The 11,414-nt window shown below is 72.3% G+C and carries 10 protein-coding genes; 5 read left to right on the top strand and 5 right to left on the bottom strand.

The genetic code is table 11. The features are described from left to right. Nucleotides 1-80 precede the first annotated feature (80 nt). The 3 genes from B9P64_RS17065 to B9P64_RS17055 all read right to left on the bottom strand — a co-directional run bounded on the left by B9P64_RS17065 (nucleotide 81) and on the right by B9P64_RS17055 (nucleotide 2,030). Nucleotides 81-848, bottom strand: coding sequence for a ParA family protein (locus B9P64_RS17065; RefSeq protein ID WP_085317209.1), 768 nt, complete (start codon nucleotides 846-848; stop codon nucleotides 81-83). A 72-nt stretch (nucleotides 849-920) separates the two neighbouring features. Next, nucleotides 921-1,226, bottom strand: a complete 306-nt coding sequence (locus tag B9P64_RS17060; RefSeq protein ID WP_328589876.1) for a hypothetical protein — start codon at nucleotides 1,224-1,226, stop codon at nucleotides 921-923. Nucleotides 1,227-1,325: 99 nt separating this feature from the next. Beyond that, entirely contained in the window at nucleotides 1,326-2,030 is a 705-nt protein-coding gene (locus B9P64_RS17055; RefSeq protein WP_085317207.1) for a DUF4197 domain-containing protein, read from the bottom strand. An 84-nt stretch (nucleotides 2,031-2,114) separates the two neighbouring features. Here B9P64_RS17055 and B9P64_RS17050 point away from each other — a divergent pair, with 84 nt between their 5' ends. Together B9P64_RS17050 and B9P64_RS17045 are read left to right on the top strand one after the other, a co-directional pair. Next, a complete protein-coding gene (locus B9P64_RS17050) occupies nucleotides 2,115-3,206 on the top strand; it encodes a glycosyltransferase (RefSeq protein WP_085317206.1) in 1,092 nt (363 codons plus the stop codon). A gap of 52 nt (nucleotides 3,207-3,258) precedes the next feature. Next, complete coding sequence (locus tag B9P64_RS17045; protein WP_085317205.1) at nucleotides 3,259-4,596, top strand: methyltransferase; 1,338 nt, start codon at nucleotides 3,259-3,261, stop codon at nucleotides 4,594-4,596. 242 nt (nucleotides 4,597-4,838) lie between these two features. On the opposite strand, the gene B9P64_RS17040 is transcribed toward B9P64_RS17045, so the two are convergent. Beyond that, complete coding sequence (locus B9P64_RS17040; protein WP_085317204.1) at nucleotides 4,839-5,363, bottom strand: GNAT family N-acetyltransferase; 525 nt, start codon at nucleotides 5,361-5,363, stop codon at nucleotides 4,839-4,841. Nucleotides 5,364-5,757: 394 nt separating this feature from the next. After that, entirely contained in the window at nucleotides 5,758-6,993 is a 1,236-nt protein-coding gene (locus tag B9P64_RS17035) for a DUF445 domain-containing protein (protein ID WP_235840024.1), read from the bottom strand. A gap of 191 nt (nucleotides 6,994-7,184) precedes the next feature. Between B9P64_RS17035 and B9P64_RS17030 the strand changes: the two genes are divergently transcribed. The 3 genes from B9P64_RS17030 (at nucleotide 7,185) to B9P64_RS17020 (ending at nucleotide 11,391) form a co-directional block, all read left to right on the top strand. Then, nucleotides 7,185-8,546, top strand: a complete 1,362-nt coding sequence (locus tag B9P64_RS17030) for a ComEA family DNA-binding protein (RefSeq protein WP_085317203.1) — start codon at nucleotides 7,185-7,187, stop codon at nucleotides 8,544-8,546. A gap of 345 nt (nucleotides 8,547-8,891) precedes the next feature. Continuing rightward, nucleotides 8,892-10,322 carry a pyruvate kinase gene (gene pyk, locus B9P64_RS17025; protein ID WP_085317202.1) on the top strand — a complete coding sequence of 477 codons (1,431 nt, stop codon included), beginning with the start codon at nucleotides 8,892-8,894 and terminating at the stop codon, nucleotides 10,320-10,322. A gap of 112 nt (nucleotides 10,323-10,434) precedes the next feature. Beyond that, nucleotides 10,435-11,391: a PEP-CTERM sorting domain-containing protein gene (locus tag B9P64_RS17020; RefSeq protein WP_085317201.1), complete on the top strand. Its 957-nt coding sequence runs from the start codon at nucleotides 10,435-10,437 to the stop codon at nucleotides 11,389-11,391. Nucleotides 11,392-11,414: the final 23 nt, after the last annotated feature.

Raw genomic sequence — 11,414 nt, 5'->3', positions numbered from 1 at the left:
AGGTGACGCCGCGTTTGGACACTCGCGCGCGCATTTCCCGCCTGACGCCATGCGCGGCCGCATGGCGGGCGCTGCCGGCTCTAGCCGGCGAGGCCGGCGTGCAGCGCGACGAACTCCTGCGTGAGCTTGTGGCGCGGGTCGAGATGGATCATCGGCAGCGCCTGCTCATGCGATTCGCGGATGCGCACCGAGGCGCTCAGATAGGGCTGGAGCACCGGCAGCCCCTCGTCGACGAGTTCCTGCACCAGCCGCTGCGGCAGGCTGGCGCGCGGCTGGAACTGGTTGACCACGATGCCCTCGACCTTGAGTTTTGGGTTGTGGTCGGCCTGGATCTCGCGCACGTTTTCGAGCAGCGAATACAGCGCGCGGCGCGAGAAATCGTCGCAGTCGAACGGGATCAGGCAGCCCTCGGCGGCGATCAGCGCCGAGCGCGTATAGAAGTTGAGCGCCGGCGGCGTGTCGATGAACACCTGGTCGAAGCCGCCGGCCAGCTCGGCCAGCAGCTCGCGCAGCTTGTAGATCTTGTGCCGCGATTCGAGCTTGGACTGCATCTCCTCCAGCTCGGGCGAGGACGGCAGCAGCCACAGGTTCTCGAACGGCGTGGCGGCCACGAAGTCGGCGGTCGGGCGCGGCCGCACCACGAACTTCAGCGTCTGGTCGAAGAATTCGGCGAGATGCGGGCGCTCCTCGGCGGCGCCGGCGCCCAGCAGGTAGTGCGACGAATTGCCCTGCGGATCGAGATCGACCACCAGCGTGCGCCGGCCCTGGCTGGCGCTGATCGCCGCGAGGTTGCAGGTGATGGTCGACTTGCCGACGCCGCCCTTCTGGTTGAACACCACATGCCGCATTGCCAGTCCTTCGCCACGAATTGAGAGGGGGAAATCGCGGCCCGCATCGTCGCATGCGGGCGCGGCGGCGCCTTACTCGGCCGCAGCTTCGGCCGGCGCTTCGAGCGGGCCGGCGGCCAGACCGCGCCGCAGCAGCGCCGCGACTGCGTCGTCCAGATCGAGGCCGGCGGCTGCGGCGGCGGCGCGCACCTCGTTGACCAGCGTCTGTTCGAGCTTGACGGCGAACGGGATCAGGCCGCGCGCCTGGTCGAGCTTGCGGCGCTCGCGCTTGTCGAGCGTGCTGCCCTTGGCAAAGCGGTCGGGCGGCAGGGCGGCGCGCAGCGCGTTGTCGAGCTTGAGGGCCTTGTTCTTTTCGAGGTCGGTGCGCTTCATTGACATGGTCTTGCTCCAGCAGGAATGCGCCGGGGCCGGCGCAACAGGGCGCGCATTGTGCCCGGCGCGGCGGCCGCGCTGTCCGCCGGCCGGCCGCGCGGCACGTCAGCGCAGCAGCCCGAACACCTTCTCGGCCAGCTTGCTGCCGGCCGCGAGCGGATTGGCGCGGATCGCCTTCTCCTCCTCGCCCACGGCGGTGAACAGTGCCGCCAGCGCCTTGCTGGTCACCCAGCTTTCCACCGAGCGCTCCGGGCCTTGCAGCAGGCCCAGACCGGCGGCCTGGCCGGCGAGCGCGTTGTACTGGCCGGCCAGCCCGGCGCGGTCGGTCACGCCCTTGACGATCGGCAAAAACCTGGCGCCGAGCGGCTCGCTGGTCTTGGCGCGGAAGTAGTCGGTGGCCGAGGTGTCGCCGCCGGTCAGGATGCGCTTGGCATCGTCGACGCTCATGCTGCGCAGCGCATCGAGCAGCAGCGGCTTGGCCAGCGGCACCGCCTGCTCGGCGGCGCGGTTCATGGCCAGCTCCAGCTCGTCGAGCGCCTTGCCCTGGCCGGTCATGGCCAGCAGCGGCCGGGCCTGCTCCAGCGCGCCGGGCAGCCTGATGCGCAACTTGGGGTCGGCCGCAAAGCCGTCGGGCCGGCCGAGCTTGCCGACCGCCGCGCTCACGCCCTGCTCCAGCGCGGCGCGCAGGCCGCCGGCGCTGTCGCTCTGGCTGAGGGCGTCGAGCGGACCGGCCAGCGCGCCGCGCGAGAAGGGCAGGCCGGCGGCCAGGGCGAGCAGCGCGCGGCGGCGCGGCAGGAAAGCGGCTTTCATCGAGGATTCTCCGGTGGCGCCGGGCGGCAGGATTGCGCCACCCGGCTGGGACGAGCCGCGCATCTTGGCGCCTGGAGTTGTCGAATGTCCGCTTTTGCCGCGCCGTCGCGCATCAATCTGATTTACCAGCCCAACCTCACCGGTGTAGGGCGGCATGCCAGCGCCTTCGACGCGGCGCTGCGCCGGCTGGCCGGCGCCGAGACCGAGATCGTCAGCATCGATCCGGCCGACACCGGCGCCGTGGTCGCGCTGATGGATGCCGAGCGCGCGCCGGCCGACCAGATCACCCTGTTCTTCACGCTCAAGTTCGCGCATCTGCTCGGCGAATTCGTCGGCCGCAAGCTGGCCTGGGCGGTGTTTGAAAGCGACCGGCTGGCGCCGCCCTGGGTCAAGTCGCTGGCCGGCTTCGACGCGGTCTGGACGCCGAGCGACTGGGGCCGGGGCGTGCTGCTGGCGCATGGACTGCCGCCAGCGCGCGTCGTCACTGTGCCCGAGGGCGTCGAGCCGCTCGACTATTACCCGGCACCGCTCGCGCACGACGGCTTCGTGTTTCTGTCGGTCGGCAAGGTCGAGCGGCGCAAGAGCCTGGACGAGCTGATCGCGGCGTTCTCGCTGGCCTTCCCGGCGCATCTGCATCCGCGCGTGCGGCTGCGGCTCAAGGCCGACTACCCGCGTTTTCCGGAGCGGGTGCTGGCGCTGCGCGAGCGCGTGGCCGGCGATGCGCGCATCGAGGTGCTGGCGGGCGAGTTCAGCGATGCGCAGATGGCCCAGCTCTACCGCTCGGCCGATGCCTTCGTGTTCCCGTCCAAGGCCGAGGGCTTTGGCCTGCCGGCGCTGGAGGCGCTGGCCTGCGGCCTGCCGCTCGCGGCGGTCGATTGCAGCGGCCAGTCGCAATACCTGGCGCGCATCGGCGGGCTGTTCCGGCCCATCGGCTACCGGCGCGGGCCGATCGACGATCCCGACTACGCCCACTACTACCGCGCCGATTACGGCATCGAACCCTTCGGCGACTGGGCGCTGCCCGATCTGGCCGATCTGGTGCGCGCACTGCGCGACCTGCGCGATGCGCATGCGCTGTGGCAGGCCCGGGCGCTCGCCGCATCGCGCCGGCTGCGCGAGGAGTTCGGCTGGGACGCCTGCGCCCGGCTGGCCTGGCGCCAGTTGCGCACGCTGTAGCCGGCGGTCGGCGACAATGCCCGGCCTTCCGCATTCCACACAGGCCGGCCGCATGACGCATTCCCCCTCAAATCCCGCGGCCGATCCCGCCGGCGACACCGCTCCCGCCGCCACGCCCGAGGCGCCCGAAACGCTCGACGCCACCGACGCCGCCGGCTTACCGCTGCTGCACTGGACCGACTCGGCCGGCGGCACCTACAGCGCGCGCTGGCGCTCCGAAGCCGGCGTCGCGCCGCCCAAGCGCGTGGTGCTGGCCGACGACCGCATTCCCGCCGACGTGGCCTACCGGCTCGCCTGCGAAGGCACGGCGCTGCTGTGGACCGGCGACTTCCAGAACGCGCGCCAGCTGCTCCAGGCCATGGCCCGGCGCATCGGCAACGTGCCCGAGCGCAAGCAGCGCCGCCGCGCCGCGCCGGCCGCCAAGGCCGCCGCTGCCGCGCCCGAGGCCGTCAGCGCCGTCCTGCCCGACAGCGGCAAGGCCGCCGTGCCGCGGCCGGTCTCGGTCATCGCGGTCGCCGACTTCCACCGCCACCGCCTCGCCCAGGCCCAGCGCGCGCGCACCCTCGGCATGCTGCTGATCCCGCTCGACGCCGACTACGGCATTCCGCTGCGCCGCGCGCCCGATGTGCGCGCCGCCTGCCAGGAGGTCTGGGGCGCGCCCGATGCCAATGCCGCCGCCGTGTCGCTGCGCGAACTGCTCGGGCTGGTCGGCGCGCATGAATGGCGCCGCAACGGCGTGGAAATCGGCCCGCTCGCGGCGGCCCGCATCCATCCGCACTACGGCGTGTTCTCGCCGGTGCGCGGCGAATACTTGGCCCTGCTGGCGCGCGCCCCGCTGCCCGAGCGCTGCGAGCTGGCCTTCGACATCGGCACCGGCACCGGCGTGATCGCGGCGCTGCTGGCCCAGCGCGGCGTGGCGCGCGTCGTCGCCACCGACATCGATCCGCGCGCGCTGGCCTGCGCGACCGAGAACCTCACGCGCCTCGGCTACGCGTCGCGCGTGCGCGTCGAGGCGACCGATCTGTTCCCGGCCGGCCGCGCGCAACTGGTGGTCTGCAATCCGCCCTGGCTGCCCGGCAAGCCGGCCGCGCCGGTCGAGCGCGCCATCTACGACCCCGACAGCCAGATGCTGCGCGGCTTTCTGGCCGGGCTGGCCGAGCATCTGGCGCCCGGCGGCGAGGGCTGGCTGGTGATGTCCGATCTGGCCGAGCATCTGGGGCTGCGCACGCGCGCCGAGCTCAAGGCGATGTTCGAGGCGGCCGGGCTGGTGGTGGTCGGCACGACCGACATGCGGCCGCGCCATCCCAAGGCGCTCGACCCGACCGATCCGCTGCATGCGGCGCGGATGCGGGAGGTGACTCGGCTTTGGCGGCTGGCGGCTGCGGCGTGATTCGCTTTGGTTGAGCTGGGGTGCGCTGCCGGGCGGGTGGCGCTGGCGCGCTCGACGCGGGCGCCCGCCTGCGGCGGGTTCCCGCGTTTGCCCGGCGCTGACGGGCCGGCCCGCCAACTCAGGCCGCTGGCGCGGCCTTCAGACATGCGGGCCTGAACGCCTGCGGCGTTCGCCCGCCAGCGCCGGGCAAACGCGGCGCCCACGAGTCGCGCGCCAGCGCCACCCTCCCGGCAGCGCTTTGGCTACTCGGGCCGATGGGGCCGCGTTGCGGCCCTGGGGCTGGCGATCGGGTTGGGCAGGGGTTTGCGCATGACGGCGTTGGCCAGCACTTCGCCGCGCACTTGCACCAGCTGGCGCTTCACCACCGAAAAGCCCATCCGCGCGAAGAAGCCTTCCGCCGTCAGGCTCACCTCGGCATGCAGCTCGGCGATGCCGCGCTCGCGCGCCTCGGCCTCAATGCGCTCCAGCAGCGCGCGGCCCACGCCGCGTCCGCCGGCCGCGCTGGCGACAAAGCAATGGTCGATCAGCCCCGAGGCTTGCAGATCGGCATAGCCGACCGCCACGCCATCGACTTCGGCCACGAAAGGATCGAGCCGCGCCATCCGCGCCGCCCACAGCGCCGGATCGTGATCGGCCGGCGCCCAGGCCGCGAGCTGGGCCGGCGAGTAGTGCGCGCAGGCCACTTCATGCACGGCGGACTCGAACACGGCGCGCAGCGCCGCAGCGTCGTCAGCGCGATAGCGCCGCAAGCTGAAACGAGCGCTCATGGCCGAAAGGAACGGAGCACGCACCGGCGCCAGACCGCCGCAACCCAGCCGCCAAAGCAGCGCAGCCGTACCCCGCCAGCAAAGCGCCGCCGCGCACAACCAGCACAACCGCCACCGCAGCAGGCGTCCGCCAAGGACGCCAATCGCCCTCCGAACCGAAAAGGCGTGGCGCGGCATTCGGCCGCCGGGCGCCGTCGTGAGCGCCGAGCGCAGGCGCCAGCCGCCGGTGAACCGCGCAGCGGTTCAGGTCCGCATGTTTGAAGGCCGCGCAAGCGGCCTGAGTTGGCGGACCGGCCGGCGACTGGCGCCGGAGCGAAGGGCAGCCGCCGCCTCCAGCGGCGGCCGCTCGCGTCGGCGCCCGGCGGCCGAATGCCGCGCCACGCCAGCCGCGCAACTAAGACGCCAGCCATCGCGTCCCCGCATGGATCGCCAGCCCGACCAGCCCGCCGACCACCGTCCCATTGATCCGCACGAATTGCAGATCGCGCCCCAGATGCCGCTCCAGCTCGGCCGTCATCTCTTCGGTGTTCCAGGCCGCGACCCGCGCCACGATGTAGCGCCGGATGTCCTCGCGGTAGCGCCCGATCAGCGGCGGCGCGGCCGCCACCAGCTGGGCGTCGATCCAGTCCTGCATCGGCCGGTCGGCGGCCAGCCGCGCGCCCAGCGTCAGCGCCGCATCGGCCAGCCGCCGCGCCAGCGTCGAGTCGGCGCGCGCCAGATCGTCCCTGAGCCAGCCGAGCAGCTCGCTCCACAGCTCATGCAGATAGGCCGCCAGCGCCGGATGCGCCAGCGCCTCGTCGCGCAGCGCCGCCGCGCGCAGCCGGAATGCCGGGTCGTGCTTGAGCTTGTCGATGAACTCGGCCGCGAAGGCGTCGAACTTCAGTCGCAACTCATGCTGCGGATCGGCCGCCATGTCGCCCAGCAGCCGGCCGACGCCGGCCACCAGCTTGTCGGCCGCGAAATTGCCGGCCATGTTCTTCAGCCCCAGATAGCGCAGATAGCCGACCTCCTCGCCGACCGCGCCGGCAATCCGCTGCTGCACCGCCGGATCGTCGAGCAGCAGCGCGATCTGCATCAGCACCTCGTCGAGCAGCGCCTGATGGCGCCGGTCGGCGGTGAGGAGGTCGAGCAGCTGGCCGGCCAGCGCCGACACATCCACCCGCTCCAGCCGCGCCACCACCGTGACGCGCAGCCAGGCGCGCAGCCGGTCGTCGTCGAGCGCCTCCAGGCCGTAGCGCGCCAGCGCCACCAGCTGCCGGCCCACGGCGTGCGCGTTGTCGGGCCGGGCCAGCCAGTCGGCCAGCCGCGCGCCGGCCTTCAGGCCGTGCAGCTTGGCCAGCACCTGCTCGTCGCTTAAAAAATGGGCGCAAATGAACTCGGCCAGATTGGCGCCGATGCGTTCCTTGTTGGCGGGCACGATTGCGGTATGCGGAATCGGCAGCCCGAGCGGATGCCGGAACAGCGCCGCCACGGCAAACCAGTCGGCGATTGCGCCGACCATCGCGGCCTCGGCAAAGGCCGCCACATAGCCCCAGGCCGGATGGCTGTTGTGCAGTGCAACGGCGGTGCCGTAAAGCAGCGCGGCGGCGGCCAGCAGGCCAAGCGCGAAATGCTGGATGGGAAGGCGCATCGCTCAGGCAAAAGTTGAATCCGGTCCGCATGTTGGCGCATGCCGGGCCAGCGGCGCGCGGCCGGCATGCTGCAAAGCTTTGCAGTCTCACGCCGCCGGTCGGCGCTGTGCAGGTGCAGCATTCATTGCCCGATCGCCGACACGCTGAGGTGACTACAATCGCGGCCCCTTTGCCCTTGGCCGTGCCTGCGATGACCGATCTTCTTTCCGTTCCGACCCTTTCCGACCGTTCGTGCGCCGCGCGCTTCGCGGGCAACCGGGGCTATCGCCTCGCAGGCGATTTCGTCTGCCTCAACGCCGGACTCGACTGGGCGGCGGACGCGCCCGAAGACCTGGCCTATGCGCTGCAATTGCGCGCCCGGCCGCTCGGTGCGGCGCTGGAAACCAGCGTCAAGGTGGCCGAGCTGCGCTTTGTCGGCGGCCGGCCGAGCCAGATCGAAGGCTGGACCGTGGCGCTGCCACCGGCCGGCAACGGCGAATGGACGCTGGAACTGGCGCTGTGCGCCGGCACGCCGGGCCAGTACGAGACGCTGCTCGACCGCGCCGAGTTCGACCAGACCCAGGTGTTCCTGCAACCGCGTCTGGCCGGCGCGGTCGGCTACCGCTTCGGCAGCGATGCCGGTTTTGCCGGCACCCGCGTGGTGCTGGGCGTCGACGCCATCGCCAATCCGCGCGCCGAGGGCAATCTGAGCGGCGACCTGGCGCTCGAACTCTGGGCGCTCGACCACCGCTACGACGGCGGCGCCTTCAGCGGCATTCTGGTGGCCGGCACGCCGGTCGACCGGCTGGCCGGCGGCGAATGGCGCCACGACCTGCGCGCCGAATGCCAGGCCGCACCGCTGCCCGCCGGCGAATGGCGCCTGGTGCTGATGCTGCGCGAATGGACCCCGGCCGGCCTGCTGACGCGCGACTACGTGGAATTCGCCGCCTCGCATGTGGTGACCGCCGAATACTTCGGCGCGCCCGAGCATGACGGCGTGGCCGCCGGCACCGGCATGGCCGACGCCGCCACGCTCGCCGAGGCGCAGGCGCCGGAAGCGGCGGTTGCCGTGACCGAACCGGTTGCCGCCGTCGAGGTGCCGGCTGCTGCCGTCGAACCGGTGGCCGCCATCGAAGCGCCGGTCGCCGAAGAAGCCGCCGCCCCGGCCGCCCGCAGCAAGGCTGCCGATGCCGCCGACAAGGCTGCCGCCATCGCCAAGGCCGCGACCGATGCGGTCGCCGCCGTCGCGCCCAAGGCCGCGTCTGCGGTCGCCGCTCCGGCCGCCCCGACCGCCTCGGTCGCGCCGGTCGCCAAGGCGCCCGCCACCCCGGCCAAGCCCGCCAAGGCCGGCAAGCCGGCCAAGGCGCCCAAGGCCGAAGCCGCGCCCGACCTCACGCTGGTGTCGGTCAACAACGGCACCGAATCGCAGCTGCTCGCGGTCAAGGGCCTGAGCAAGCCGATCGCCAAGGCCATCATCGCCGGCCGGCCGTACCACACCATCGAGGCGCTGCTCGACGTCAAGGGCATCGGCCAGAAGCTGCTCGACAAGCTGCGTCCGTCGATCCGCCTGTAAGCGCATCGATCGGCGGGCCATGCCCGCCCGCCGCGCGGCCCGGCGTTAAAGTGGCCGCCCCGCGCAGTCGTTCCGCGACGGCAGCCCGGCCTTCCTGCGAAGGCCGCGGCCCAGCGGGCGCCCGGCCGATCCGGGCGGCAGCCTGACCTTTGCGTCAGCGCCCCGCCGCCCCGCGCCCCCGCCCGATTTCCTCCCGGCCCCGGGCATACCCCGTGGACCGTCAGTTTCGCGAGTGCCGTGTCGTTGCTTTCCGCAATGGCGTGGCGCTGCACTGCCGGCAAGCATTTCTCACCGCTGCGCTCCAGGCGCCGCGTCACGATTGCCATTCCCGGAGGAGACCCAACCATGCGCCGCACCCGCAACGCCAAGATCGTCGCCACCCTCGGCCCGGCCAGTTCCGACCGCGCCGCCATCGCCGCGCTGTTTGCCGCCGGTGCCGACGTGTTCCGCTTCAACTTCAGCCACGGCAGCCATGAAGACCATGCGCGCCGGCTGGAGCTGGTGCGCGACATCGAGCGCGAGACCGGCCGCCCGATCGCCGTGCTGGCCGATCTGCAAGGCCCCAAGCTGCGCATCGGCCGCTTTGCCGACGGCCCCATCACGCTGGCCGAAGGCGCCGAATTCACGCTCGACCTGGATGCCGACCGGCCCGGCGACGCGCGCCGCGTGCCGATGCCGCATCCGGAAATCTTTGCCGCGCTGCATGCCGGCACCGCGCTGCTGCTCGACGACGGCCGCATCCGGCTCGACGTGCTGGAGTGCGACGCGCGCCATGCCCGCACCCGCGTGGTCAACGGCGGCGCGCTGTCCGACCGCAAGGGCGTCAACGTGCCCGGCGTGCTGCTGCCGATGTCGGCGCTGACGCCCAAGGACCGTGCCGATCTCGACTTCGCGCTCACGCTCGGCGTCGACTGGGTCGCGCTCAGCTTTGTGCAGCGGCCCGAGGACATCGCCGAGATCGCCGACATCGTGCGCAAGCGCGCCGGCATCGTCGCCAAGCTCGAAAAGCCGTCGGCGATTGCCGCGCTCGATGCCATCGTCGAGGTGGCCGATGCGGTGATGGTGGCGCGCGGCGACCTGGGTGTGGAAATGCCGGCCGAGCAGGTGCCGGCGATCCAGAAGCGCATCGTCCGCGCCTGCCGCAAGGCCGGAAAGCCGGTGATCGTCGCCACGCAGATGCTGGAGTCGATGACCGCCGCGCCGGTGCCCACGCGCGCCGAAGCCTCGGACGTGGCGACCGCCATCTACGACGGCGCCGATGCGGTGATGCTGTCGGCCGAATCGGCCAGCGGCCGCTACCCGACCGAAGCCGTGGCGATGATGAATCGCATCATCGAGCAGACCGAGGCCGACCCCTGGTACCGCGAAGTGCTCGACACCTCGCACACCGAGCCCAAGGCCACCGCCGCCGACGCCATCGGCTATGCGGTGCGCCAGGCCACGGCGCTGCTCGGCGCCTGCGCCACCGTGGCCTACACCAGCAGCGGTTTCTCGGCGATCCGCATGGCGCGCGAGCGGCCCAAGGCGCCCATCGTCGGCATGACGCCGCATCAGGCCACCGCGCGGCGCCTTGCGCTGGTGTGGGGCGTGCATCCGGTCAAGTGCGCCGAGGTGGAACGCGTGGGCCAGATGAGCACGCTGGCCTGCCGCACGGTGCTGGAACAGGGCTTCGGCCGCGCCGGGCAGTTCATCGTGATCTCGGCCGGGCTGCCGTTCCGCGAGTCGGGCACGACCAATCTGATGCGGGTGGTCGAGCTGAAGGATCGGGCCGGCTGAACGCCGCGCGGCCGATTGCAACAGCCGTGGCGGCTGGCGCGGCCGTGGCTAGTCTTGCGCGCACCGGCCGGCGCCGCCGTGCCGGTCGTTCCACGACCGCAGGGAGATCACGATGCCGCAACCCGTTTCCGTCCGCCCGCCGCGCGTAGCGCTGGCGCTGCTGCTCGGCCTTGGCCTGGCCGCGCCGGCGCTGGCCGCGCCCACGAGCTGGGTCGACCGCTACTACGGCCGGAATGCCTATCTGACCGCCTACGACGTTTCGGGTCATGGCTTCAATTCCACGTCGGTCCTGCTGGGCAGCGACACGCCCGAGCGCTGGGACGGCCACATCGGCGACAGCGGCGCGGGCTGGAGCGCCGACACGCGGGCCAGTCTGGTGACCGCGCCCGGCACGGCCACGTCGGTGCTGGCGGCGACCGGGACGGCGCCAGGCGGCGCCAGCGGCCATGCCGCAGCCGATGTGCGGGACCAGCTGCTGTTCGACGTGCCGGGCCTCATCGGCGAGGCGCGCGCCGTCGTCGGCGTGCGCTTGCGCGTCTACACCGACCCCACGGTCGGCGCGGGCGCGCTCCGCGATTCGGCCGGGGCCAGCGTGACGTTTTCCTGGCGCGCCAACAACGACTTCCGGTTCTACAGCGGCGAGGACGTCAGTTGCGATGCCGCCGGCGTCTGCGGCCGGGTCCACAACATCGTCGATGGCGACAACCGCCGCTATGCCGACAGCGACCTGTACACCTTCTACATGCCGCTCTACAGCGGTGCCCGGACCGCCGAGCTGGGCCTGTCCGCCACCACCATCGGCAGCATGGTCGAGGGCGGCAATGCCCTGTCGCAGTCGCGCATCGAATGGGGCGGCATCACCGGCGTGTACATGAACGGCGCCGAGGTGGCCGGCTGGTCGGTCAGCTCGCTGTCGGGCGTGGATTACGCGCGCAGCTACATCACCGCCGTGCCCGAGCCGGCGGCGTCGGCGGCGTTCGGCGGCGGCCTGCTGCTGGCGCTGGGCATGATCCGGCGCAAGCGGCATCCCGCCACGCGCGCGTCGGCGCCGGACGCGACACGCCAATGACAGCGCAAGCAAACGTGACGGAG

The sequence above is a fragment of the Derxia lacustris genome, assembly GCF_002105195.1.
In the GTDB taxonomy this organism is placed as follows: domain Bacteria; phylum Pseudomonadota; class Gammaproteobacteria; order Burkholderiales; family Burkholderiaceae_E; genus Derxia; species Derxia lacustris.
Note: the sequence above shows the minus strand (reverse complement) of the source record. Positions and strands in the feature narration are given on the sequence as shown.

Bases quoted from the DNA above. Each gene is read 5' to 3' on its own strand.
- B9P64_RS17065 (WP_085317209.1), bottom strand. From the start codon at position 848: ATGCGGCATGTGGTGTTCAACCAGAAGGGCGGCGTCGGCAAGTCGACC.
- B9P64_RS17060 (WP_328589876.1), bottom strand. From the start codon at position 1,226: ATGTCAATGAAGCGCACCGACCTCGAAAAGAACAAGGCCCTCAAGCTC.
- B9P64_RS17055 (WP_085317207.1), bottom strand. From the start codon at position 2,030: ATGAAAGCCGCTTTCCTGCCGCGCCGCCGCGCGCTGCTCGCCCTGGCC.
- B9P64_RS17050 (WP_085317206.1), top strand. From the start codon at position 2,115: ATGTCCGCTTTTGCCGCGCCGTCGCGCATCAATCTGATTTACCAGCCC.
- B9P64_RS17045 (WP_085317205.1), top strand. From the start codon at position 3,259: ATGACGCATTCCCCCTCAAATCCCGCGGCCGATCCCGCCGGCGACACC.
- B9P64_RS17040 (WP_085317204.1), bottom strand. From the start codon at position 5,363: ATGAGCGCTCGTTTCAGCTTGCGGCGCTATCGCGCTGACGACGCTGCG.
- B9P64_RS17035 (WP_235840024.1), bottom strand. From the start codon at position 6,993: ATGCGCCTTCCCATCCAGCATTTCGCGCTTGGCCTGCTGGCCGCCGCC.
- B9P64_RS17030 (WP_085317203.1), top strand. From the start codon at position 7,185: ATGACCGATCTTCTTTCCGTTCCGACCCTTTCCGACCGTTCGTGCGCC.
- pyk (WP_085317202.1), top strand. From the start codon at position 8,892: ATGCGCCGCACCCGCAACGCCAAGATCGTCGCCACCCTCGGCCCGGCC.
- B9P64_RS17020 (WP_085317201.1), top strand. From the start codon at position 10,435: ATGCCGCAACCCGTTTCCGTCCGCCCGCCGCGCGTAGCGCTGGCGCTG.